The sequence below is a fragment of the Streptomyces sp. Tu 3180 genome (genome assembly GCF_009852415.1).
Classification (GTDB): Bacteria; Actinomycetota; Actinomycetes; order Streptomycetales; family Streptomycetaceae; genus Streptomyces.
The window spans coordinates 4,151,509-4,175,094 of the sequence record NZ_WOXS01000002.1 but is presented as its reverse complement, the minus strand read 5'-3'; the positions used below and the strand labels follow the sequence as shown (position 1 = coordinate 4,175,094).

General features: G+C 71.2%; 24 protein-coding genes and 1 riboswitch. Of the genes, 12 read left to right on the top strand and 12 right to left on the bottom strand.

Translation table 11 applies throughout. The features are described from left to right. The first annotated feature begins 3 nt into the window (after window positions 1-3). Window positions 4-1,386, top strand: coding sequence for a serine hydrolase domain-containing protein (locus GL259_RS19720; protein ID WP_159534612.1), 1,383 nt, complete (start codon window positions 4-6; stop codon window positions 1,384-1,386). 66 nt (window positions 1,387-1,452) lie between these two features. Here the strand turns inward: GL259_RS19720 and GL259_RS19715 are convergent, their stop codons facing one another. Together GL259_RS19715 and GL259_RS19710 are read right to left on the bottom strand one after the other, a co-directional pair. Then, the gene (locus GL259_RS19715) at window positions 1,453-1,905 is read right to left on the bottom strand and encodes a GNAT family N-acetyltransferase (RefSeq protein ID WP_159534610.1); all 453 of its coding nucleotides are present in this window, start codon (window positions 1,903-1,905) and stop codon (window positions 1,453-1,455) included. A 91-nt stretch (window positions 1,906-1,996) separates the two neighbouring features. Further along, window positions 1,997-2,461 (bottom strand): MarR family transcriptional regulator, encoded by a 465-nt coding sequence (locus tag GL259_RS19710; protein WP_159534608.1) that lies wholly within the window; start codon window positions 2,459-2,461, stop codon window positions 1,997-1,999. Between the two features lie 140 nt (window positions 2,462-2,601). On the opposite strand from GL259_RS19710, the gene GL259_RS19705 reads away from it, so the two are divergent. Continuing rightward, window positions 2,602-3,810 (top strand): MFS transporter, encoded by a 1,209-nt coding sequence (locus GL259_RS19705; RefSeq protein WP_159534606.1) that lies wholly within the window; start codon window positions 2,602-2,604, stop codon window positions 3,808-3,810. A 102-nt stretch (window positions 3,811-3,912) separates the two neighbouring features. Next, a complete protein-coding gene (locus tag GL259_RS19700; protein WP_159534604.1) occupies window positions 3,913-4,335 on the top strand; it encodes a heme-binding protein in 423 nt (140 codons plus the stop codon). A 77-nt stretch (window positions 4,336-4,412) separates the two neighbouring features. Here GL259_RS19700 and GL259_RS19695 read toward each other — a convergent pair whose 3' ends face one another. Next, a complete protein-coding gene (locus GL259_RS19695; protein WP_159534602.1) occupies window positions 4,413-5,279 on the bottom strand; it encodes a GNAT family N-acetyltransferase in 867 nt (288 codons plus the stop codon). Between the two features lie 156 nt (window positions 5,280-5,435). Between GL259_RS19695 and GL259_RS19690 the strand changes: the two genes are divergently transcribed. Then, entirely contained in the window at window positions 5,436-6,065 is a 630-nt protein-coding gene (locus GL259_RS19690) for a haloacid dehalogenase-like hydrolase (RefSeq protein ID WP_159534600.1), read from the top strand. A gap of 10 nt (window positions 6,066-6,075) precedes the next feature. On the opposite strand, the gene GL259_RS19685 is transcribed toward GL259_RS19690, so the two are convergent. The 5 genes from GL259_RS19685 to GL259_RS19665 all read right to left on the bottom strand — a co-directional run bounded on the left by GL259_RS19685 (window position 6,076) and on the right by GL259_RS19665 (window position 9,877). Next, window positions 6,076-6,558: an NUDIX hydrolase gene (locus tag GL259_RS19685; RefSeq protein ID WP_159534598.1), complete on the bottom strand. Its 483-nt coding sequence runs from the start codon at window positions 6,556-6,558 to the stop codon at window positions 6,076-6,078. A gap of 86 nt (window positions 6,559-6,644) precedes the next feature. Then, a complete protein-coding gene (locus GL259_RS19680) occupies window positions 6,645-7,550 on the bottom strand; it encodes a LysR family transcriptional regulator (RefSeq protein ID WP_159534596.1) in 906 nt (301 codons plus the stop codon). 226 nt (window positions 7,551-7,776) lie between these two features. Then, window positions 7,777-9,006, bottom strand: a complete 1,230-nt coding sequence (locus GL259_RS19675; RefSeq protein WP_159534594.1) for a cystathionine gamma-lyase — start codon at window positions 9,004-9,006, stop codon at window positions 7,777-7,779. Beyond that, window positions 9,003-9,494: a low molecular weight protein-tyrosine-phosphatase gene (locus GL259_RS19670; RefSeq protein WP_159534592.1), complete on the bottom strand. Its 492-nt coding sequence runs from the start codon at window positions 9,492-9,494 to the stop codon at window positions 9,003-9,005. The genes GL259_RS19675 and GL259_RS19670 overlap by 4 nt, the downstream gene beginning before the upstream one ends. Continuing rightward, the gene (locus tag GL259_RS19665; protein ID WP_159534590.1) at window positions 9,491-9,877 is read right to left on the bottom strand and encodes a phage holin family protein; all 387 of its coding nucleotides are present in this window, start codon (window positions 9,875-9,877) and stop codon (window positions 9,491-9,493) included. Before GL259_RS19665 ends, GL259_RS19670 begins: the two co-directional genes overlap by 4 nt. Before the next feature lie 60 nt (window positions 9,878-9,937). Here GL259_RS19665 and GL259_RS19660 point away from each other — a divergent pair, with 60 nt between their 5' ends. The 4 genes from GL259_RS19660 to GL259_RS19645 all read left to right on the top strand — a co-directional run bounded on the left by GL259_RS19660 (window position 9,938) and on the right by GL259_RS19645 (window position 12,182). Continuing rightward, a complete protein-coding gene (locus GL259_RS19660) occupies window positions 9,938-10,255 on the top strand; it encodes a cupin domain-containing protein (protein WP_142194348.1) in 318 nt (105 codons plus the stop codon). Between the two features lie 150 nt (window positions 10,256-10,405). Then, complete coding sequence (locus GL259_RS19655) at window positions 10,406-10,618, top strand: DUF5326 family protein (RefSeq protein ID WP_159534588.1); 213 nt, start codon at window positions 10,406-10,408, stop codon at window positions 10,616-10,618. A gap of 296 nt (window positions 10,619-10,914) precedes the next feature. Next, window positions 10,915-11,649, top strand: a complete 735-nt coding sequence (locus GL259_RS19650; RefSeq protein WP_279578652.1) for an IclR family transcriptional regulator C-terminal domain-containing protein — start codon at window positions 10,915-10,917, stop codon at window positions 11,647-11,649. Window positions 11,650-11,747: 98 nt separating this feature from the next. Continuing rightward, window positions 11,748-12,182 carry an SsgA family sporulation/cell division regulator gene (locus GL259_RS19645; RefSeq protein WP_159534586.1) on the top strand — a complete coding sequence of 145 codons (435 nt, stop codon included), beginning with the start codon at window positions 11,748-11,750 and terminating at the stop codon, window positions 12,180-12,182. A 137-nt stretch (window positions 12,183-12,319) separates the two neighbouring features. On the opposite strand, the gene GL259_RS19640 is transcribed toward GL259_RS19645, so the two are convergent. Further along, a complete protein-coding gene (locus tag GL259_RS19640) occupies window positions 12,320-13,726 on the bottom strand; it encodes a YibE/F family protein (protein WP_159534584.1) in 1,407 nt (468 codons plus the stop codon). A 72-nt stretch (window positions 13,727-13,798) separates the two neighbouring features. Further along, a riboswitch (TPP riboswitch) is annotated at window positions 13,799-13,989 on the top strand. Here GL259_RS19640 and thiC point away from each other — a divergent pair. The 4 genes from thiC (at window position 13,982) to GL259_RS19620 (ending at window position 19,829) form a co-directional block, all read left to right on the top strand. Beyond that, window positions 13,982-15,778, top strand: a complete 1,797-nt coding sequence (gene thiC, locus GL259_RS19635) for a phosphomethylpyrimidine synthase ThiC (protein WP_159534582.1) — start codon at window positions 13,982-13,984, stop codon at window positions 15,776-15,778. It overlaps the preceding riboswitch by 8 nt. A gap of 238 nt (window positions 15,779-16,016) precedes the next feature. Then, window positions 16,017-16,958: an aminoglycoside phosphotransferase family protein gene (locus GL259_RS19630; protein ID WP_159534580.1), complete on the top strand. Its 942-nt coding sequence runs from the start codon at window positions 16,017-16,019 to the stop codon at window positions 16,956-16,958. 282 nt (window positions 16,959-17,240) lie between these two features. Continuing rightward, complete coding sequence (locus GL259_RS19625) at window positions 17,241-18,344, top strand: hypothetical protein (protein WP_159534578.1); 1,104 nt, start codon at window positions 17,241-17,243, stop codon at window positions 18,342-18,344. A 54-nt stretch (window positions 18,345-18,398) separates the two neighbouring features. Then, window positions 18,399-19,829, top strand: coding sequence for a VWA domain-containing protein (locus GL259_RS19620; RefSeq protein WP_159534576.1), 1,431 nt, complete (start codon window positions 18,399-18,401; stop codon window positions 19,827-19,829). Window positions 19,830-19,965: 136 nt separating this feature from the next. Here GL259_RS19620 and GL259_RS19615 read toward each other — a convergent pair whose 3' ends face one another. The 3 genes from GL259_RS19615 to GL259_RS19605 all read right to left on the bottom strand — a co-directional run bounded on the left by GL259_RS19615 (window position 19,966) and on the right by GL259_RS19605 (window position 23,440). Continuing rightward, the gene (locus GL259_RS19615; RefSeq protein WP_159534574.1) at window positions 19,966-20,826 is read right to left on the bottom strand and encodes a hypothetical protein; all 861 of its coding nucleotides are present in this window, start codon (window positions 20,824-20,826) and stop codon (window positions 19,966-19,968) included. 183 nt (window positions 20,827-21,009) lie between these two features. Then, entirely contained in the window at window positions 21,010-22,101 is a 1,092-nt protein-coding gene (locus GL259_RS19610; RefSeq protein WP_159534572.1) for a metallophosphoesterase, read from the bottom strand. Window positions 22,102-22,327: 226 nt separating this feature from the next. Beyond that, window positions 22,328-23,440 carry a LacI family DNA-binding transcriptional regulator gene (locus GL259_RS19605; protein WP_159534570.1) on the bottom strand — a complete coding sequence of 371 codons (1,113 nt, stop codon included), beginning with the start codon at window positions 23,438-23,440 and terminating at the stop codon, window positions 22,328-22,330. Window positions 23,441-23,586: the final 146 nt, after the last annotated feature.

Genomic DNA, 23,586 nt, shown 5'->3' with positions numbered 1-23,586 from the left:
GGCATGACGACACCTCGGGAAGAACTGCTGCCAGGGACGCGTCGCGCGCTGCTGCACCGGATCGCCGTCGCCCAGGCGGAAGGGCGAGCGCCGTCGCTCGTCGCGGCCGTGGTGCGGGGCGGGGAGACCGTGTGGACGGGGGCACGGACATCGGTGGAGGGGCACGCCCCGGACGGGAACGTCCAGTACCGGATCGGCTCGATCACCAAGACCTTCACCGCTGTCCTGGTTCTCCGGCTCCGCGACGCGGGGATGCTCGACCTCGGAGATCCTCTGGAGAAGCACCTGCCGGGTACGGGCGTGGGCGAGGCGACCGTCGCCGAACTGCTCGCACACAGCGGTGGGCTGGCCGCCGAGACGCCCGGGCCCTGGTGGGAGCGGACGCCCGGCACCCTGCGGCCCGACCTCGCCGACGTGCTGGGTGAGCGGCCCCTCGTGCACCCCGTGGGGCGGCGGTTCCACTACTCGAACCCCGGATACGCGTTGCTCGGCGCGCTGGTGGAGAAACTGCGTGGCGCCCCGTGGGAGGAAGTGCTCCAGCGCGAAGTGCTCGAACCCCTGGGCCTGCGCCGCACGGGTGTGCGCCCCGAGGCGCCGCACGCGGGCGGCTGGGCGGTGCATCCGTGGGCCGACGTGATGCTGCCCGAGCCCACGGAGGATCTCGGGAGGATGGCGCCCGCCGGGCAACTGTGGTCCACCACCGACGACTTGGCGCGTTTCGCGGCCTTCCTGGCCAACGGCGACGAAAGGGTGCTGAGCGCCGAGTCGTTGCGGGAGATGAGGACCCCGGCGGCCCCGGCCGGGACGGTGGACGTGGCGAGCGGCTACGCGTACTGCCTGGGCATGGAGATCCGTCATCAGGAAGGGCGGACTCTCGTCGGGCACACCGGATCACTGCCGGGCTTTCTCGCCTGCCTGGTGATCAGCGTGGCGGACGACGTCGCCGCGGTGGTTCTGGCCAACTGCACCTCGGGCCCGTCGCCGTTCACGGTCGCCGCGGATCTCGTCCGGATCGTCGCGGAGTCGGAACCGCGCATCCCCGCTCCCTGGCGGCCGCTGCCGAAGTCCGAACCGGCGGTACTGGAGCTGGTGGGGCAGTGGTACTGGGGGACCCAGGCCTTCGCGCTGCGGTGGTCGGCCGACGGAATTTCGCTGGAGCCGCTGTCCGGCACCGGCCGGCGCTCGCGCTTCCGCTCGAACGGTGACGGTACCTGGACAGGGCTGGAGGGCTACTACGCCGGAGAACTCCTCAGGCCCGTACGGCGGCCGGACGGATCGGTGAGCCACCTCGACCTCGGTTCGTTCGTGTTCACGCGCCGGCCGTACGACGAAGGGGCTCCCGTTCCGGGTGGAGTGGATCCGGACGGGTGGCGGGGGATCGGATAGAGCACGGCCGTCCGGGAGCCTGTGAGGGGGTCCTGTTCCACGTGAAACAGGACCCCTGCGCATCTGTCACAGCTGCAGCTTGAAGCCCACATGCGAGGCCGTGAAGCCGAGCCGCTCGTAGAAGCGGTGGGCATCGGCGCGAGTGCGGTCGGAAGTCAGCTGGACCAGGTGACAACCGTGGCGGCGGGAGGTGTCGATCGCCCACTCGACGAGCCGGGTCCCCAGACCACTGCCGCGCTCGTCGGCGTGGATGCGGACCCCCTCGATGATCGACCTGGTGGCACCGCGGCGGGACAGTCCGGGAACGATCGTGAGCTGGAGCGTGCCGACGACACGGTCTCCGCGGACGGCGACGACCAGGTTCTGGTTCGGGTCGGCGTCGAGCCGCTCCCACGCGGACAGGTACGGGCCGAGGTCGTCCGGCGACTCGCGCTGCGCCCCCAAGGGATCGTCCGCGAGCATGCCGACGATCGCGGGAACGTCGGCGGCCAGGGCGGCACGTATCTCGAGATCTCCCATGCCGGCACCCTACGCAGGTCCGGCCGGGACGGGCGATCCCGATTCCGGCACGACCGCCGATTCCTGTCCGGCATGATCCGCCGGACAGGACTCAGGCCGGCACCGGCGCCTTCAGTGTCTCCACCGCCCGTACCAGCGGGGCCAGTTCCGGGTCCTTCGCCGCCTCGTCGAGGGCCTCGCGCAGGGCGGTGTCATTGGTCGGCCGGGCCTCCTCCAGGAGTTCGAGGCCGGCCTCCGTCACGTTGGTGTAGATGCCGCGCCGGTCGGTGGGGCACAGGTAGCGCTCCAGCAGGCCGCGGTCCTCGAGCCGCGTGACCAGCCGGGTGGTGGCGCTCTGGCTGAGCACGACCGCGTCGGCGACCTGCTTCATCTGCAGATGGCCCCCGTCGCCGTCGTGCTGCCGGCTCAGCACGTCGAGCAGGGAGTACTCCCGCACGCTCAGATCGTGCCGGGCCTGAAGGGCGCGCTCGATGTGGGCCTCGATCCTCCCGTGCAGCAGGGAGAGGGCGCACCAGCCCTGGGCGAGGGCGGTGAGCGCGGGGTCCGTGGCGGTCATGGGCGTTTCCTCCGTCCAGGAGCTGCTGACACCAGGGTAGAGCAACGCCGCAATATACGGCGCTTGCAAATATCCCGCGCCTGCAATTATTGTCGTGACGCGTAAAGCGCTCCTGCAACTCTTTGGAAGGTCACTCCCTCATGCCTCTCGCGCTTCTGGCCCTCGCGATCGGGGCCTTCGGGATCGGAACCACAGAATTCGTGATCATGGGTTTGCTGCCCGAGGTCGCGGGTGACTTCGGTGTCTCCATCCCCACGGCCGGCTACCTGGTGACCGGCTACGCGCTGGGCGTCGTGTTCGGCGCGCCGCTGATGACCGCAGTCGGTACCAAGGTCTCCCGCAAGCGCATGCTGATGCTGCTCATGGGGCTGTTCATCGCGGGAAACCTCCTCTCGGCGCTGGCCCCGGTCTTCGGCGTCATGCTGATCGGACGGGTGGTCGCCTCGCTGGCCCACGGTGCCTTCTTCGGCATCGGCTCGGTGGTCGCGGCCGATCTGGTCGCCCCGGACAAGAAGGCCGGAGCCATCGCCATGATGTTCACCGGGCTGACCGTCGCCAATGTCGTCGGCGTCCCGCTGGGCACGCTCGTCGGCCAGTCCATCGGCTGGCGCGTCACCTTCGGCATCGTCGCCGCTCTCGGCCTCGTCGGCCTCGTCGGCATCGCCAAGCTCGTCCCCGACATGCCCAAGCCCGAGGGGGTGCGGCTGCGTCACGAGCTGGCCGCCTTCAAGAACGTCCAGGTCCTGCTCGCCATGGCGATGACCGTCCTCGGCTTCGGCGGCGTCTTCGCGGCCATCACCTACATCGCGCCGATGATGACCCACGTCGCCGGCTTCGCCGACGGCTCCGTCACCTGGCTGCTGGTCCTCTTCGGCCTCGGCATGGTCGGCGGCAACCTCATCGGCGGCAGGTACGCCGACCGTGCCCTGATGCCGATGCTGTACGTGTCGCTGGGCGCTCTCGCCGTCGTCCTCGCGCTCTTCACCCTGACCGCGCACAACAAGATCGTCGCGGCCGTCACCATCGCCCTGATCGGTGCCCTGGGCTTCGCCACGGTCCCGCCGCTGCAGAAGCGCGTTCTCGACCAGGCGCACGGCGCCCCCACCCTGGCCTCGGCCGTGAACATCGGCGCCTTCAACCTCGGCAACGCGCTGTCCGCCTGGCTCGGCGGCCTCGTGATCGCCGCGGGCCTCGGCTACACCGCGCCCAACTGGGTCGGCGCCGTCCTCGCCGCCGGTGCCCTGGTGCTGGCCTTCGTCTCGGCCGCCCTCGAGCGCCGCGACAAGGCCACTGACACCGTGCGCGCCGGCTCGGTCCCCGCCGAGCAGCGGACCGCCGTCTCCCACTGACCCGCAGGGCCGTCCGGTGCGGGGCCAGGGCCGTCCCCGCACCCCCGTGTTCCTTCTTCACCGCACAACCGACATCACCTGTTCTTCGAGGAGAACCTCTTCATGAGCACCACCACCGCCGTCGCCCCGCTCACCATCGCGGACGCCGAGGCCCTCATCGCCGCCGCACACCAGGCCGCCGAGGCCGCCGGTGTCAAGGTCAGCGTCACCGTCCTCGACGCCGGCGGGCACCTGCTCGCTTTCCGCAGGGACGACCGTGCCGTGCTGATCTCCGGTGAGACCAGCACCCGCAAGGCGTACACCGCGCTCCAGCTGAACGCGCCCACCGCCGACCTCGTGGACACCGTGCAGCCCGGCGGCCTCTTCCACACCCTGCCCACGGCACTCGACCGGCCGCTGCTGTTCATCGCCGGGGGCGTGCCCATCCGGCGCGACGGCCGGCTGATCGGTGCGATCGGTGTCGGAGGCGGGGCTCCGGAGCAGGACCACGGTTTTGCCACGACCGCCGCGGAGGGCCTCGTCTGACGACGGGCCTCCGCCGATACGGCGACGCCGGCTCCCGAACCTGTCGGGAGCCGGCGTCGCCGTATCGGCGGAGAGCGTCAGCCCGCCGCGACCGTCACCGGGGCGAACCGGCGGCGCCAGTCCCCGGGCAGCTCCGTGATCCCGTACGCCATGACGGCGTTGAACGCGACGGACGTCAGCCCGTGCTCCTTCGCCCAGCCCAGGAACTCCTCGTGCCGCACGTCGATGTCGGTGCGCAGCGGCCGGTCCGTGTGGGCGGCGAGTGAAGCGAGGAGTGCCTGAGCCGTCGGAGTGTCGCGGGCGATCAGCGGACCGACGACGTGCGTGTCCATGTTGGGCCAGGCGGCCGCGTACCCGGTGAGCCGTCCGTCCTCCTCGGCGACCCGCAGCTGATCGGCGAAGGCAGGAAGGCGGGCGAGGATGTGGGTGCGGTCGGCCCCGAACACCTCCTCGTCCAGTCGGAGGATCGCGGGAAGGTCCTCGGCGGTCGCGGCGCGGGTGGCGACCTCGTGCTGTGCCCCCGTGGGGACGAAGTGACCTCGCAGCATCTCCGCCCGGCCGATGGCCTTGAAGCCCAGTTCCTCGTAGAGAGGAAGGCCGTGGGGGGTCGCGTGCAGGGTGAGCGGCGTGGTGCCCATCGACGAGACGATGTGACGCATCAGCCGGCGTCCCACGCCCTGGCGGGCGTGCCGTTCAGCGACCAGAACCATGCCGACGGCTCCCAGGGTGGGACGCTCCTGCGATCCGTACTCGGTGACGACGCAGGCGGTCACCAGACCACCGTCGGGGTCGTCGATGCCGTACCCCTTTCCGGCCGAGAGGAGAAGTCCCCACTTGTGCTCCTCCCGTGGCCACCCCCGGTCCTCGGACAAGTCGGCGCAGGCGGCGAGATCGCGGAGCGTCAGACGGCGGACGGGCAAAGAAGCAAGGGAAGGTGTCGGCACGCAGGTCAGGCTGTCCGACCAGGGGTGTCGGCGTCCACCTGTTTCCGGAGACTCGGCCCGCTTTCGGCCATGCCCCGGCCGGCGGTAGAACGGCCGTTCAAGCCCGGGGCGCGAGCACGGGATGTTTCACGTGAAACCCGGTTAATCTCCTGGCCCATGGCGAGGCTTCATCTCTTCGATCTCGACGGCACCCTGCTGCACGGCAGCACGGCTCCTGTGGAGATATCGCGGCAGCTGGGACGGGAGACCGAGACGGTGGCCCTGGAGCGAGCGATCTCGGCGGGGCTCATCGGGCCACCGGAGTACGCGGCACAGGTGCACGCCCTTTGGGCGAGTCTCACCGAGGCACATGTGGCGGCGGCGTTCGAAGCGGCCCCGTGGCTGGCCCGTATCCGCGAGGTCTGGGCAGACCTCACGCGGAACGGTGACTACTGCGCCGTGGTGTCTCTCTCCCCTTCCTTCTTCGTGGAACGGCTCATCGGCTGGGGGGCGCACGCGGCGTACGGATCACGCTTTCCCGCCGTGCCGTTCACGGAGCCGGTGGACCCGACGGGCGTGCTCAACGCAGCGGCCAAGGTCCGGATCGCCGATCGGCTGTGTGCGGAGTTCGGAGTGACGCGCGCGGACTGCGTCGCCTATGGGGACTCGATGTCGGACAAGGACCTGTTCGGCGCGGTGCCGGTCTCCGTCGCGGTCAACGCGGACCGGCATCTGGAGGGTCTCGCGACCCATTCCTACACGGGGAGGGATCTCTGGGAGGCCTACGAGTTGGTGCGCGCAGCGTGACGGTCGGACGTCAGCCGAGGTCGGGAGCGTGCATCGCGCGCACACCCTCGATGTTTCCGTCCAGGTAGTGCCGCAGCGAGAGCGGTACGAGGTGGACCGAGGCGATGCCGACGCGGGTGAACGGTACGCGGACGATCTCGTACTCGCCCATCGGCTCGTCGACCTCCGGGCCGTGCCGCAGGGACGGGTCCATGGATTCCAGGCGGCAGACGAAGAAGTGTTGCACCTTCACACCGGTGGCGCCGCCGTCCTCGCCGATGTGCTCCACGGTGTCGACGAAGCAGGGCACCACATCGGTGATCTTGGCGCCGAGTTCCTCGTACACCTCTCGGTGCAGGGCGTCGACGACGGTCGGGTCCTTCGGCTCGACTCCGCCGCCGGGGGTGACCCAGTAGGGGTCCACGCCGGGCTTGGTGCGCTTGATCAGGACCAGGTCGTCGCCGTCCAGCAGAACGGCACGAGCGGTGCGCTTGACCACGGGTCGGACGGTCATGGGGGAAATGTGGCCCGACTGGTTCCACGTGAAACATAGCGAAACGTCACCGGTCGGCTTCCCGGAGTGAGGCATCCGCCGGAGGGTCAGCACCAGCCGGTGGCCGCCTGTTGCAACCGCTCGTAGGCGCGGGCGATGGGCGGCATCGCCAGGGTGCCGGTGCGGACCACCAGGAAGTACGTCCGCAACGGGGGCACCGCGGGTTCGTGCAGAGTGATCACCTCTCTCCGCTCGAGCGCCGCCGCGCACAGATAGCGGGGCAGCACCGCCAGCCCCGCGCCCGCCGCGGCGCAGGCCAGCACCGCGCGTAGATCCGGGACGATCACGGTTCCCGGGGTGACGGGACGGGAGTCGAACACCGAGGCCCAGTAGCGGGAGACGAACGGCAGCGACTCGTGCACCTCGATCACCGGGACCCGCTCCAGGACGGAGGCTCCGGCATGGCGGACCGCGCCGGAGCCGATCCGCTCGGCCCAGCTCGGGGCGGCGACCAGCACATGCTCCTCGTCACAGAGCGTGGTCGCCGAGAGCAGGGTGCCGCGGGGCCGGACCGTGCTGATGGCCAGATCATGATGTCCGGCGGCCAGCCCCTCCAGCGCCTCCTCGGCGGTGCCGAAGGAGACCCGCAGGGCGAAGCTCCGGCCGTCCTCGCCGGTCAGCTCCGTAAGGGCGGGCAGCGCCCGCTCGGCGGTGAACTCCGGAGGTCCGGCCAGGTGCAGGGTCCGTAAGGAGGAGTCCTCCTCGATACCGGACTCGGCTATCTCCACGAGTGCGTCGAGGTGCGGTGCCGCCTTGTGCGCGAGCTCGTCCCCGATGGTCGTCGGCGTCACACCGCGGGCCTGCCGCAGGAACAGGGGCCGCCCCAGCTGGCGCTCCAGCGTCCGTATCTGGGAGGTGACGGCCGGCTGGGAGAGGCCGAGCAGGGCGGCGGCGCGCGTGAAGGAACCGGCCCGGTGCACGGTCACGAAGGTCCGCAGCAAGGCCAGATCCACCGCACACCCTCCCCCTGTCAGCCCCGCTGCCGGCTTCGGACGCGCCAACTATAAATAAGTCGATAGGTCGCTGTCGCTGCTGTAATTGGACACTGACATTGAGTCAACTAGCCTAGGTCGCGCGGTTCTTCGCGCGCGGAACCGAGGACGGTCCGAGCCACGAGGGGGGAGGCTCGGACCGTCCGCCGCGAGGCGCGGTGCACCCGGCGATCCACCGCGCAGGCGGTCATCCGGCGGATTCGTCCAGTGCGCGCAGCACGTCCGCCACCAGGTCCTCGGGGTCCTCGGCACCCACGGAGAAGCGGATGAAGCCCTCCGGCACCGCGTCCCCGCCCCACCGGCCGCGCCGCTCCGCGGTGGAGCGCACGCCGCCGAAGCTCGTCGCGTCGTCCACGAGCCGCAGCCTGTCGAGGAAACGGTCGGCCCGCGCGCGTGTGGGCAGGGTGAAGGACACCACGCACCCGTAACGCCGCATCTGCTGCGCAGCGATCGCGTGCGAGGGATCGTCCGGCAGCCCGGGGTAGCGGAGCCCCGTCACCTCGGGCCGCTTCCGCAGCGCCCGGGCGAGCGTCAGAGCGGTGGCGTTCTGCCGGTCGACGCGCAACTGGAGCGTGGCGATGGAGCGGTGCGCCAGCCAGGCCTCCATGGGCCCGGGAATGGCACCGACGATCTTGCGCCAGCGGCGGACGGCGGCCATGGCCTCGGCGTCGCGGCCGGTGACGTATCCCAGGAGGACGTCTCCGTGCCCGGTGAGCTGCTTGGTGCCGCTGGCCACCGCGAAGTCGGCCCCCAGTTCCAGCGGGCGCTGGCCGAGCGGTGTCGCGAGGGTGTTGTCGACGGCGACCAGGGTGCCCTGCGCGTGTGCCGCGTCGGCGAGCCGCCGCACGTCGCACACGTCCAGTCCGGGATTCGACGGCGTCTCGATCCACAGCAGCTTCGCGCCGTCGAGGACCTCGAGCTGGGCGTCACCGCCCGTCGGCGCGGTGCGCACCTCGATTCCGTACGTCTCCAGCTGGGCGCGTACGAGGGGGAGCGCCTGGTAACCGTCGCTCGGCAGGACGACCACGTCCCCGGCGCGGAGCTGGGAGAAGAGCACCGCGGAGATCGCGGCCATGCCCGAGGCGAACACCAGGGCCTCGGCACCCTCCTGGCCGGGCGCCTCCAGCTCGGCGACGGCCCGCTCCAGCAGCGTCCAGGTCGGGTTCTCGTCCCGGCCGTACGTGTACGGGCCGGTGGGATCGCCCGGCAGGTGGAAGTGGGCGGCGAACACGGGACCGGGCAGGGTCGGCTCGTGCTTGACCGGCTCGGGCAGCCCGGCCCGCACCGCGCGGGTGCCGTCCCCCGCACCGCCCGGGAGTCCCGGTTCCGCACCGTGGCCGGAAAGGGGGCCTGCCGCGCCCGTGGCGGAACCGTCCGTGGTGGCCCCGCGACCGCCCTCTGTCGCCGAATCGTTCATGCCGCTCGTCCTTCCACCTGCTCGCGTACCGCGGCGAGCAGACCGTCGCTCGCCGCCTCCACCATCTCAAGACATGCGTCGAAACCGTCCGCCCCCCCGTAGTAGGGGTCCGGCACGTCGAGGTCGTCCCCGGCGGCGGGATCGTAGGAACGCAGCAGGCGCACCTTGTCCGCGTCCCGCTCCGTGGGGGCCAGGCGGCGCAGCGCTTCGAGATGGCCGGAATCGAGCGCGATGACGAGATCGAGGCGGGCGAACCAGGACGGGTCGAACTGCCGGGCCGTGTGACCGGTGCCGTAGCCGCTCTCCCGGAGGACGGCCACCGTGCGGGGGTCGGCGCCGTCACCCTCGTGCCAGCCGCCGGTGCCGGCGCTGTCGACCTCGACCAGGCCGTCCAGACCGGCCTCGGCCACGCGCGCCCGGAAGACGGACTCGGCCATCGGGGAGCGGCAGATGTTGCCGGTGCAGACGAAGCAGACGCGGTAGGTCATCGTGTTCGGTCCCCGTCGGGCAGGACGACGTCGAGCGCCCAGGAGACGACCGAGACGATCAGGCCGCCCAGCACCGCGGTCCAGAAGCCCTCCACGTGGAAGCTCAGGTCGAGCAGGCCGGCGAGCCAGGAGGTGAGCAGCAGCATCAACGCGTTCACCACGAGGGTGAACAGGCCGAGCGTCAGGATGAGCAGGGGCAGGCTCAGGAGCTTCACGACCGGCTTGACCAGGGAGTTCACCAGACCGAAGAGCAGCGCGACCAGGAGCAGGGTGCCTATCTCCTTGCCCGTGCTGTCACCGGTCAGGGTGATCTTGTCGAGCAGCCACACCGCGACCGCCAGGGCGCCCGCGTTGGCGACCGTCTTGACTAGGAAATTCTTCATGTGTCTGATCGTGGCAGACAGGATCGGACATGAGCAGTGAGCCAAGGGGCGGACGAGGCGATGAAGGCATTCCGGCTGGACGAACTGGAGGCGGAGCGCGCCGCCAACGACGGGGCGTACCTCCAGTTCCTGCGGGAGCGGAACATGTCGGTCGGCCTCTACGCCCTGAACGCGGGCGAGCAGGACCCGCAGCAGCCGCACCACCAGGACGAGGTGTACTTCGTCGTCAGCGGCCGGGCGGCGATCACCGTCGGCATGGAGACCACCCAGGTGGCACGCGGCAGCGTCGTGTACGTGCCGGCCGGTGTGGCGCACAAGTTCCACCACATCAGCGAGGACCTGCGGGTCCTGGTGGTGTTCTCTCCCCCGGAGAGCTGAGCCGCGGCCTCGGGGTTCCCTAGGGGACGGGTCAGGGGAGGACAAGGGATCCGAGGCCCCCGCCGGCCCGCCCCCCGGCCCTAGCATCGAGTGCAGGACGTCATCGACACGACCCGGCACTCGGCGGGCGGAGAGGTAGAGGACAAGGCGATGCGAGAGATCTTCGCGGGACTGCCGTGGTGGGTGAAGTGGATCGCGGTGCCGGTCATCGCCCTGGTCGTGTTCGGCGGGCTGATAGCGAACGTGGTCGGCTTCGTGATCGGACTGCTCTTCAAGGTGCTGGTCTTCGTGGCCCTGGTCGGCGGACTGATCTACGTCGTGCGGAAGTTCACGTCGAGTTCGTCGTCGCGCGGCGACTGGTGATCTCAGGGGGACCGGTGGTGCGGTAACAGGAATCACCAGTTCCCTCGGGCGGGGGAAGTTTCCCCGGCGGGCCGTCTGCGTGCGGTGACAGCCGGTTAGAGTCCGGAACTCGACGCGGGGACGATCCCCGCGAGCGGCGACCCCCACCCGTGTTTCCCCGCACGGGCTGCCCCCTCGCGTTTCGGGAGTGACCCTTGGCCACGACTGGCACCGTCCCTGCACACCTGACCGCCGGCGTCCCCCCGCAGCCCCACGCACCGGCGTCCTCCGCACGGCGGCCGCCCACCACCACGCTCATCGGATCCGTCCAGCGCGCCATGCGCCTACTGGAGACCGTCGCCGGACACCCGTACGGTGCCCCCGCCAAGCAACTGGCCCGCGAGGCCGGACTGGCGCTTCCCACCACGTACCACCTGCTGCGCACCCTCGTGCACGAGGGGTATCTGCGCCGGGACAAAGGGCTGTTCTTCCTCGGTGAGGCGACCGAGCGGCTGACCGGAAGCGGCGCCGAGCAGAAACGTCGCAGCACGGTCGTCGACCTGCTGGCCCACTGGCGGGACGCGATCGGGGTGCCCGTGTACTACGCGGTGTACCGGGAGGGCGAGATCGACGTCGTGTGCGTCTCCGAAAGCTCCGCCCATCCCGCGGTACAGGAGTGGGCCGACTTCCGCCAGACCGGCCACGCACACGCCGTCGGGCAGTGCCTGCTCTCCCAGCTCGACGAGGAGGCCCGCCGCGACCATCTCGACCGCCATCCCGTGCTGCCCGTCACGCCGTACACCGTGCGGGACGCGCGGAGCCTGCTGAGGCGTCTGGAGCGGACGCGGCGCACGGATCCGGTGACGGAGCGTCAGGAGTACGTCCTGGGGACGGTCTGTGCGGCGATCCCGATCACCGTCGGCACCATGGCCGCGACGGTGGCCATTTCCCTGCCCGCACACCAGGCCGACCGGTTGCTCCCCGCGGCACGGAGACTGCAGGCCGAGATGGAGCGCCTGGTGGGGTCACTGGCGCTCTCTATCAGTATCTGAAAACTCACTCCTTGTGATCTGCTGTGTACGTTCAGCAAGATTCCACCAGGTGTCAGGGTCCATGCCCGGCCAGTCCGCGGCGAATGACGGGGTAGGCGATGCGCGAATCCGTACAGGCAGAGGTCATGATGAGCTTTCTCGTGTCGGAGGAGCTGTCCTTCCGCATCCCGGTGGAGCTGCGCTACGACACCTGCGATCCCTACGCCGTGCGGCTGACCTTCCACTTGCCCGGGGACGCTCCCGTGACCTGGGCGTTCGGCAGGGAGTTGCTGATCGACGGCGTCGGCCGCCCGTGCGGCGAGGGTGACGTACGCGTCTCACCGGTCGACCCCGAGACGCTGGGTGAGGTGTTGATCCGGCTTCAGGTGGGCAGTGACCAGGCCCTGTTCCGTTCGTCGACCGCGCCGCTCGTGGCCTTCCTCGACCGCACCGACAAGCTGGTGCCGTTGGGCCAGGAGGGGGCGCTCGCCGACTTCGACGCCCACCTCGACGACGCGCTGGACCGGATCCTGGCGGAGCAGGGCGCCGGGTGAAGCGTTACGCCGGTCGGGTGGAACCGGGCGGAACGCTTCACCGCGTTCCGCCACGTCCCGCAGGAACGCTTCCGCGGAGACGGCCCCCGGCGGCACCGGCCGCACCGGCCCGGCCGATGTGACCGGTGCGGTCGGCGTCAGCGCTTACGGCGCCTGCCCCTCCCGCCGCCCGCCGGAGCCGGCCGGCCGCCCTGCGCCGGTGTCCGACCCGCCGGCCGGTCGGCCGAGACCACCAGGGCGGCCAGGGCCGTGGTGACCGGCACCGAGGCGACCAGGCCGATCGAGCCGATCAGGGTCCGCACGATCTCCTCCGCGACCAGCTCGCTGTTCGCGACCGTCCCCACGCTGCTCTGCGCGATGGAGAACAGCAGCAGCAACGGCAGCGCGGCGCCCGCGTAGGCGAGGACGAGCGTGTTGACCACGGACGCGATGTGATCGCGGCCGATGCGGATGCCCGCGCGGTACAGCCCGCGCCGGCCCATCGACGGGTTGGCCTCGTGCAGCTCCCAGACCGCGGAGGTCTGCGTGACCGTCACGTCGTCGAGGACACCGAGCGAACCGATGATGACGCCGGCCAGCAGCAGACCGCTCATGTCGATCTCCGGGTACAGCCCGTGGATCAGACCGGTGTTGTCGTCGGTGTTGCCGGTCAGCGCGGCCCAGCCGATGAAGACCGAGCCGAGGAGGCCGATCAGTACCAGGGAGATCAGCGTGCCGAGCACCGCCACGGACGTACGCGCCGACAGCCCGTGGCACAGATAGAGCGCGACCAGCATGATCGCGCTGGCTCCCACCACCGCCACGACCAGCGGGTTCGAGCCCTGCAGGATCGCGGGCAGGATGAAGAAGTTCAGCACCAGGAAACTGATCGTCAGCGAGATCAGCGCCATCACACCGCGCAGCCGCCCCACGACCACGACGGCGACCGCGAAGATCCCGGCGAGCAGCGCCAGGGGAAGGCGCCGGTTCACATCGGTGACCGAGTACTGCAGGTCCTCGGGCGCTGAGGGCTCGTAGGCGACGATGACCTCCTGACCCTCGCTCAGCTGCCGGGACTGGTCCGGCTGCACGATCTCGGTGAACGTACGGCCCTTGTCCGTGCCGGTGTCGACCCGGATCGTCGCCTTCTTGCAGGTTCCGGTCGCCTGCTGCTGGGCGGAGGAGCCCTCGGCGGTGGAGGTGTCACCGGTCGGAACGCTTCCGGAGGCGTTCACGGACTGGCAGCTCACCTCCACCACCTCGGTGACCGTGGCGTGCTGCGTCTGCCGGTCGAAACCGACGCCGGTGCGCTCGTGCGCCGGGGCACCGCCCGGCCACAGCACGGCGAGGCCGATCAGCACCGCCGCGGCGAACGGGATCAGGATCGCCGCGATGACCTTGCGCAGGTGCTGGGAGACGGGGGCCGCCGGACCGTGCCCGTGTCCGTGCGAGTGGCCGTGTCCGCCTCCGGAGCCACCCCCGTTGCCATGGCCGTCGCCGTTTCCGGCGCCGGATCCGCGGGATGGTTCGGGCGGTGGGTACGGGGGAGGCTGCGTCGAGGTCACCGACCGATCATCGCAAGAACGAGGTGGGCCCTCTGTTCACCGCGCCAGAAAGGACGCTAGCGTGGAGTCACCTTTTGTACACGCGGGAGCTCGGAGCACCGGGCTGAGAGGGCGCTGACCTCCGTCCCAGCGATGTTTCACATGAAACGTCACCGAAGTGCGAGTGATGTTTCACACGGAACGTCGGCAGACGGAAACCGCTGCGTCGACCGCCGAACCTGTTACCGGGTAATGCCGGCGTAGGGAGTAGGTCTCATGACCAACAAGGACGCACGCACGCCTGCCTCCACGCAGAACCCGACGGAGACGTCGGCGGACGCAGAGGCCGGGAAGTCCATCGGCTGGCACAAGGCGTACGTCGAGGGCACACGCCCCGACCTGCGGGTGCCGGTCCGACAGGTGCACCTCACCAACGGGCAGTCGGTCACGCTGTACGACACGTCGGGCCCGTACACCGATCCACTCGTCGACACCGACGTCCGCAGGGGCCTGGCGCCCCTGCGGGAGAACTGGATCATCGCCCGCGGCGACACGGAGGAGTACGCGGGCCGTCCCGTCCGCCCCGAGGACGACGGGATCAAGCACACCTCGCCGCGCGGTGGCCTGCGCAACCTGGACGCCGTCTTCCCCGGCCGGCCGCGTCAGCCGCGCCGGGGCCGCGAGGGACGTGCGGTCACGCAGCTGGCGTACGCGCGCCGTGGCGAGATCACGCCCGAGATGGAGTTCGTGGCGATCCGGGAGAACGTCTCCCCCGAGGTGGTCCGCGAGGAGATCGCGGCGGGCCGGGCGGTGCTGCCGGCCAACGTCAACCACCCGGAGATCGAGCCGATGATCATCGGCAAGCGGTTCCTGGTGAAGGTCAACGCCAACATCGGCAACTCGGCGGTGACCTCCTCCATCGAGGAGGAGGTGGAGAAGATGACCTGGGCGACCCGCTGGGGCGCCGACACGGTCATGGACCTCTCCACCGGCCGCAACATCCACACCACCCGCGAGTGGGTGCTGCGCAACTCCCCCGTTCCCATCGGCACCGTGCCGCTCTACCAGGCCCTGGAGAAGGTCGACGGCAGGGCCGAGGAGCTGACCTGGGAGATCTACAAGGACACGGTCATCGAACAGGCCGAGCAGGGGGTGGACTACATGACGGTCCACGCCGGCGTGCGGCTCGCGTACGTACCGCTCACCGCGAACCGCAAGACCGGCATCGTCTCGCGCGGCGGATCGATCATGGCCGCGTGGTGCCTGGCGCACCACAGGGAGTCGTTCCTGTACGAGAACTTCGAGGAGCTCTGCGAGATCCTCGCCGCGTACGACGTCACCTACTCGCTCGGCGACGGCCTGCGGCCCGGCTCCATCGCGGACGCCAACGACGAGGCCCAGTTCGCGGAGCTGCGCACGCTCGGGGAACTCAACCGGATCGCGAAGCGCTTCCACGTCCAGACCATGATCGAGGGCCCGGGGCATGTCCCGATGCACAAGATCAAGGAGAACATCGACCTCCAGCAGGAGATCTGCGAGGAGGCCCCGTTCTACACGCTCGGCCCGCTGACCACGGACGTCGCGCCGGCGTACGACCACATCACCTCCGGCATCGGCGCCGCGATGATCGCCTGGTGGGGCACGGCCATGCTCTGCTACGTCACGCCCAAGGAGCACCTGGGCCTGCCCAACCGCGACGACGTCAAGACGGGCGTCATCACCTACAAGATCGCCGCTCACGCCGCCGACCTCGCCAAGGGGCACCCGGGTGCGCAGGAGTGGGACGACGCGCTGTCGGACGCCCGCTTCGAGTTCCGGTGGGAGGACCAGTTCAACCTGGCCCTCGACCCGGACACGGCACGCGAGTTCCACGACGAGACGCTGCCGGCCGAACCGGCCAAGACCGCTCACTTCTGCTCGATGTGCGGGCCGAAGTTCTGCTCGATGAAGATCTCGCAGGACATCCGCCGGGAACACGGCGGCAGCCGGGCCGAGATCGAGGAGGGCATGGCGCAGAAGGCGAAGGAGTTCGCGGCGAGCGGGAACCGGGTGTACCTCCCGCTGGCGGACTGACGCGGACACGAGCGCCGCTCCGGGAGGTCTTCCGGGGCGGCGCTCCGGCACAGCCGCTTCCGGCCGGTGCGGACGGTCCGGAACCCCGTGGACCGGGTGGTCACCGTCCCGCGCCACCGGTCCCGGTCCTTGCCGCCGGAGGCCGGTGACCGGTGAGTCCGTGCCGCCGAAGGGTGCTCGGCACGGGGGCGCCGGACGCCACGCACGGCGGGGCACCGTCCGGCTATGGTGGCTCCGCATGGCCCACGCCGAGACCGAGATCACCGCGGAGCTGGTCCGGGACCTGTTGCGCGACCAGCACCCCGACCTGGCCGATCGCCCTGTACGACTCGGTGCGCGGGGCTGGGACAACCAGCTGTGGCGGCTCGGCGACGACCTCGCCGTCCGGCTGCCCTGGGCGACGTCGTCCGCGGACGCGCTGCTGCGGAAGGAGCACGCCTGGCTTCCCGCTCTCGCCCCGCGTCTTCCCCTGCCGGTCCCCGTCCCGCAGCGCCTCGGTGAACCCTCCGAGCGGTTTCCGCGGCCTTGGATCGTCACCACCTGGGTGCCGGGAACACCCGCCGACCGCGCCCCCGCCACGCGCGCCGCGGAATCGGCCGGCACCCTGGCCGCCTTCCTGACCACCCTTCACCGGCCCGCCCCCGAAGGGGCGCCGGCCGGCCGCGACCGCGGGGGCCCGCTGACCGACCGGGCCGAGGGGTTCGCCCGGGCCCTGGCCTCGGCCACCGAGTCGGGGCTGATCGCCGACCCGGACGCCGTCCGCGCGGTCTGGGAGGACGCCGTCGCCGCGCCCGACTGGACGGGGCCGGCGCTGTGGCTGCACGGCGATCTGCATCCGGCCAACGTCCTCACCGCGGACGGCACCTTCTGCGGTGTGATCGACTTCGGCGATCTCTTCGCGGGCGATCCGGCTTGCGATCTCGCCGCCGCCTGGACACTGCTGCCGGACGGCGCCGTCGACCGCTTCCACGCCGCCTGTCGGCCGGTCCCGGACCCGGCGACCCTTCGCCGCGCCCGTGGCTGGGCGGTGTTGAAGGCCCTCGCCTGCCTCCTCATCGGAGAGGCGGGCGTCCGGGGCCGGCCGGGTGGCAAGCGCACCTGGGGCCCGCCCGCCCGCGCCGCGCTGCGGCGCCTCACCACGACGACCCACCGCTCCGGTCCCCCGGCACCGAAGAGGTGACCTGAGCCGCTCGGGCAGGAGGGCGTCACGGCCGTCCCCGGCGTCGGGTCCCGGGACTTCCCACCCGGGGCGGCGGCCGTCGTGAGCTGCGCCTCCGGCGGGAGCCGCGCACACCGGCGGACCGGGACAGGAGTCCGTACGGCTCCAGGAGGAGGTCCGGCCCCCGAGCGCCCGCACGGCGACCGGGCGCAGGCCCCGCGCCTCGTCCGACGAGGCCCGGTCCGGTAACGAAAGGGACACGACGCCGCTTGAGTCGATCAAGGTTCCTAAGGTGTCTCTCCTATGGCCGGGATCGATGTTGCCAACGGAGTGACGGGTGCCGTCATCGGCATGCTGTTCGCCGTGCTGTTCCAGCAGCCGCTGCAGGACGCCTGGTACCGGCTGCGCAGGCGTTCGGTGCGGGCGATCCGCAGCCTGGGCCGCCGGGAGGAGTCGGGACCCGCTTGGCGCACGTTCTCGCTCGGGCCCCTGCAGACCTCTGCCCTGATCGTCGAGGGAGACGGGGAATCCCCCATCCCTCCCGAGAGCGTCTACGTCCACGTGCTCGACGACGAGGTCGAGCTGCCCCCGGGCATGAGGTCCTGGCGGGACGAGATCGCGGTCGAGAGCGAGCGCCTGCGCGCCGAGGGAAACACCCCCCTGTGGAACGGGCCGCGGTACGCGGTCGAATCGTTCGACATCTCCCGGACCGCCCTCGACGAGAGACCCGAAGTCCATCTGCGGCTGCGGCCGACCGACTACTACACCTTCCTGGCCGCCCAGCAGCTCGACCGGCGGCTTCCGGACGGCAGCACACCCCGGTCCCGTTATCTGGACCCGGACGAGCCCCTGAAGGCCCCGTCCTTCCTGCAGTGCAGCTTCGCCGTCAACATCGCGGTCGTCACCGCCGACGACATGCTCGTGGTCAGCCGGCGCAGTGACCGGGTGCGCATGGCCCCGGGCGTCTGGAACTCCTCCGTCAACGAGGGGCTGTCCCGCCACATCGACTCGTCGGGAAGGAGCGCGCCGGATCTCCACGCGGTGGCCCGGCGAGGGATGCGCGAGGAACTCTCCCTGGAGCCGCACGAGTACTCACTCGACCTGCTGGCCTTCGTGCTGGACACGGGCAAGCGCCACTGGAGCGGTCACTTCTACGCCCGGCTGAAGGACCTGAGGAGCACGGACCTCCAGGCACGCATGAGCAGGGGCGTCGCGGACCGGTGGGAGCACCAGGCCATCGACTACGTCCCCTTCCGGCCCGCACCGGTGGTCAGGTACATGCTGCGGGACGATCGCGTCCACCGGTGGGCGCCCCTGGCGCCGGCACTGTTCCACCTCTCGCTCGTCCACGTCTACAGCCGTACGCTCGTCGAACGCGTGGAGGCACAGATCGTCCGGCGGCTGTAGGGCCCGTCGGGAGCCTCCCTCCCCTTCGCGGTGCCGCTCGGCCAGACTGGCCCCATGACAGCGAGAGCGATGAGCAAGGGTTCCAACCTCCCCGTCGACGCCCCCGCGGTGCGCGTCGAGCTCGCTTGGGCGGCCGGGCCCGGTGTGCCCGACATCGATGCCTCGGCCCTGCTCCTCACGGAGAGCGGGCGGGTGCGCGACGACGGTGACTTCGTCTTCTACAACCAGCCGCGGCACGCGTCGGGCGCCGTGGCGCACCTGGGGAAGCGGAGCGCCGCCGGCGCCTCGACCGACACCGTGGAGGTGGATCTGCGCGCGCTGGAACCGGCCGTCGAGCGGATCGTGCTGTGCGCGTCGGCCGACGGCGGGACCTTCGGCCAGGTGCCGGGGCTGGTGCTCCGGCTGCTCGACGCCGGGACGGGCACCGAGGTCGCGCGGTTCGACATGGAGGCAGGGACGGAGACCGCGTTCATCGGCGGCGAGTTGTACCGGCGGCAGGGGAAGTGGAAGTTCCGCGCGGTGGGACAGGGGTACGCCTCCGGGCTCGCCGGGCTGGCCGGCGACTTCGGCATCACCGTGGACGACGCCCCGCCGGCGGCCACCGCCCCGGCGCCCCCGGCCGCACCGGCTCCGCCCTCCTCGCCGGTTCCGCCGGCCCCGCCGGTTCCTCCCGCGGTGCCCACGGCGGCCGCACCGCCCTCCGTCCCCCGGGCGGGCGCCCCGCGGCCGGCCACGGGCGAGGAGCGGCTGCCCGTGGACATGCGCAAGCGGTTGTCCCTGCGCAAGGAGCAGGTGGCGGTCAGTCTGCGCAAGCACGGGGCCACCGGGGTCACCGCACGCGTCGTCCTCGTACTGGACGCCTCCGGGTCCATGTCCTTCCTGTACTCCAAGGGGGTCGTGGCCGACGTCGTCGAGCGCATGGCCGCCGTCGCCGCGCAGCTGGACGACGACGGCGAGATGCAGGCCTGGACGTTCGCCTCGAACCCGGCCAGGCTGCCCGATCTGCGGATCGGCGAGCTTCCCGAGTGGCTGCGGCTGCACGTGCGCGTGGGGGAGATGAGCCTCTTCCGGCGCGGACGGAAGAAGGGGCTGGACCCGCGCCAGGTCGACATGCGGGAGGTGGGCATCCAGAACGAGGAGCAGAAGGTCATCGCGGAGGTGCGCGCGTACGTCCGGGAGAACCCCGCCCCCGTGCCGACCCTCGTGCTGTTCTTCTCCGACGGCGGTGTCTACCGCAACGCCGAGATCGAGCGGCAGCTGCGCGAGGCCGTCGAGGAACCGGTCTTCTGGCAGTTCGTGGGGCTGGGCCGGTCGAACTACGGCGTGCTGGAGCGGTTCGACACGCTGCCCGGGCGCCGCGTCGACAACGTCGGGTTCTTCGCCGTCGACGACATCAGCACCGTGCCGGACCCGGAGCTGTACGACCGCCTGCTGTCCGAGTTCCCGCTGTGGATCGCGGCCGCGGGCCGGGCGGGCATCCTCTGACCGGCGCCCGGCGACGGCCTGCCGCGGCAGGAACCCGCCCGTGCGGCACCCGTCCACGCGGCTCGCGCCCCCGACGCGGAGGCTCCCGGGGGACTCCGCCCGGGAGGGAGCGCAAGCCGGCGGACGGGCCGCCCGGCTACTCCGGCTGGTGTTCCGGTCCGCCGAAGTCCGGGCTCGAGTAGTCCGGGCTCGAATAGCTCGGTCGCGGACCGCCGGCCGGGCCTTCGCCGGGGCTGGTGAAACCCGGCCGGCCGTAACCGAGGTGCGGGATACGGCTGGTCGGCGCGGGGGGTGCCGTGTGACGCAGCGCGGTGGCGGCCGCCGGATCGGTGAGCGCGTCCCGCAGGAACGGCAGGATCCCCCGTTCCAGCAGCGCCTCGCGCCAGGCGTCCCTGGCCCGGGCCAGCTCCTCGTCGAGTTCGTCGTACGAGGTGCCGAGGGCCGAGGGCTTGTTGCGCAGGGCGGTGAGCAGCAGGCCCACCGCGGCGACCAGGATGGTGACCGCCGTCACGGCGCCGAACACCCAGCCGGTGGTGAGCATGGTCCGGGCGAACGCGGCCCCGGGGTCGAGCATCCGCAGGACGTAGCCGACCAGCAGGAATATCGCGGCGGCCGTTCCGGCCAGGACCGGTGCCAGGACGGCGACGACGGCGACGGCGCCCGCGCCGGCGGCCTCCCCCACGGTGGTGGCGAGCCCCACCGCGTTCGTGTCCGGCTCGGCGGAGTCGGACCCGTGGCCGGACGGGGCGGACGACGCCGGCGGCCGGCGCAGTTCCTCGCGGACCTTCACGTAGTGCCGGTACTCGGTCGCCGCGGCCGCCGTGATGATCGCGGAGGCGTTGAGCGCCATCGTGCGCAGTTGTTCGGCGTTGAGCCGCTGTCCGACAGCGGTCAGTTCCGGGTGGTGTGGTGCGGAGCGCAGCGCCTCATCGAGAATCCGCTCGTACTCCTTGCGGTCCTCGCTCAACAGGTACTGCGGAACGCTGTTCATGTGCATCCCCCGATGCTCCGTAGGGCTTGGGGCTCGGCATGCTGACGAGCCGTCGGGCAGAAACGGAGGGGAGCCTGCTACGGATAAGCCGATGGTAGAGCGGTGACGGCGCGCGGTGACAGGGGGTTTACCGAAATTGCCGCGCGCGCGGTGCGGTGGCGGGCCGCCGGACGGCGGTCCCGTGAACGGTCAGGAGCCCAGCGGCAGTTGCTGGACCAGCAGTTTCCCCGCCATCGTGACGCCGCCGTCCATGGCGATGGCGAGACCGTCGGCGTAGACGTGCGGTCCCGTGACCACGGGGCCGGCGTCGTCCCCGCCGTCCTCGGACCCGACTTCGCCCAGCAGGTACGGAATGGGGCTGTGGCCGTGAACGACCCGGGTGCCGCCGTACGTATCCAGCAGGGAGCGCACCGCGTCGGCGCCGCCCTCGTCGCGGAAGGAGAACCGCTTGGTGAACTTGCGGAACAGGTCCCAGACCTCGTCCGCGTCGTTGCGGGTGAGCGTCTCGCGGACGGTGTCGTTGACCTCTTCGATGGAGCGGCCGTAGTCGAGGTAGGCGGTGGTGTCGGAGTGGAGCAGCAGGTGGCCGTCGACCTCCTCGACGGCGTCGAGGCGGGCCATCCACTGCAGGTGGTGGTCCTGGAGGCGGTCCATGTCGCTCTTCTGGCCGCCGTTGAGCAGCCAGGCCGCCTGGAAGGTGGCGGTGCCCGCGCCGGAGTTGACGGGGGTGTCGCCGAACCGCTTGGCGCCGAGCAGCAGCAGCTCGTGGTTGCCCATGAGGGCCTTGCAGTAGCCGCCGGCCGCGGCGGCCTCGGCGGACAGCCGCATCACGAGGTCGATGACACCGATGCCGTCCGGGCCGCGGTCGGTGAAGTCGCCGAGGAACCACAGCCGCGCGGTGCCGGCGCACCACTGGCCCGCGGAGTCGACGAGGCCCTGCTCCTGGAGGGCGGCCACCAGCTCGTCGAGGTAGCCGTGGACGTCACCGACCACGTACAGCGGGCCGGGTCCGGTGGCGGGCTGCGGGGCGGGGACGGACGCGGGGTCGACGGTCACCTGGACGGTGTCACCCCGATTGATGACGGGGAGGTCCCGCTGGGTGGGGGTGTACCCCTCCGGGTAGGCCTCCTCGGAGGGAGGGACGACGTCACCCGGGTGGGTGCTCCGGGCGTACGGACCGGTCTCGTGGACGTACGCGGGTACCCGGAAGTCGCGCAGTGTCGCCGTCCGCTCCACCTCGGGTCCCTGACCGGCCCCCTGAGTCATCGACCCCTCCACCATCGCGCCGCATCTGCACCGCGTCGGACTGCCTGGTCGCAGCGGCCCGCGGTGTCGTGGGCCCATCATAGGAATGCGGATCGCGCCATGTGATGACCCAGGGGTGGTGAATCGGAGCGAGACTCCGGTCCACCGTGACTTTCGCCCCGTTTGGGCCGGGCTTCGACCGGCCTGTGACCTCCCCCGCGCGGCCGCCGCCCGGGGAACCGGCCCGCCGGTCCCCCGGACGTCAGGCCCCCTTCGGCGACCTCGGCGGGCTGACCGTCGTGCGGGGCGGCCGACGCTGCGAGGAGGTGCGCACGATCAGCTCGGTCGGTATCACCTGCTCCACCGGCTGGTCGGGGTCGACCCCCTCGATGGCGTCGATGAGCAGCTGGACCACGGCCGTGCCGATGCGCCGCGGTTTCAGGGAGAGCGTGGTGACGGGCGGCTCGGTGTTGGCGTAGACGGCCGACTCGCTGCAGCAGACGAGCAGCAGGTCGTCCGGGACGCGCAGGCCGTAGCGGCGGGCGGCGGCGAGCAGGTCGGTGCCGTTCGGGTCGAACAGGCCGTAGACGGCGTCGGGGCGGTCCGGGCGGGCGAGCAGCCGGTCGGCGGCGACGGCGCCCGCGCACGGGTCGTGCGCGGGGTAGGCCTCGTACACCGGGTCCTGGCCGACGCGCTCGCACCAGCGCAGGTACGCGGTGGTCGACAGATGGGTGTACGTGTCGGTCGTCGTCCCGGTGAGCAGGCCGATGCGGCGGGCGCCGGCGTCGGCGAGGTGGTCGAGGATGCCGAGGACCGCGGCCTCGTGGTCGTTGTCGACCCAGGCGGTGACCGGCAGTGATCCGGCGGGCCGGCCGTCGGAGACGACCGGTAGGCCCTGGCGGACCAGTTCGCTGACGACCGGGTCCTGGTCGGAGGGGTCGATGACGACCGTGCCGTCCAGGGCGACGTTGGACCACACGTCGTGGCGGGACGTCGCGGGGAGGATGACGAGGGCGTAGCCGCGGGCGAGCGCGGCGGAGGTGGCGGCGCGCGCCATCTCGGCGAAGTACGCGAACTCGGTGAAGGTGAAAGGTTCATCCCCGTAGGTCGTCACGGTCAGGCCGATGAGTCCGGACTTGCCGGTGCGGAGCGTGCGGGCGGCGGCCGAGGGGCGGTACCCCAGTCTGTCGGCCACCTCGCGGACGTGGCGCCGGGTGGCGTCCGGGAGCCGGCCCTTGCCGTTGAGTGCGTCGGAGACGGTCGTGATGGAGACTCCGGCGGCGGCGGCCACGTCCCTGATGCCCGCTCGACCCGGCCGGCTGCCTCTGCGTGAGGTTTCCGCGCGGCTCACCTGGTGCTTCCCTGCTGCTGTCATGGCGAGCCGATAGTAGGGCTCATACGGTGGGGTAGGGCGGGCGCATATGCACGCGTTGACAGGTACGTTTCTGCAAGATCCATCAAGGGTAACCCCCTTGGAAAGCAAGGGTGTTGGGGGCTCCCGTGCCAGTACCTGACGCGGCG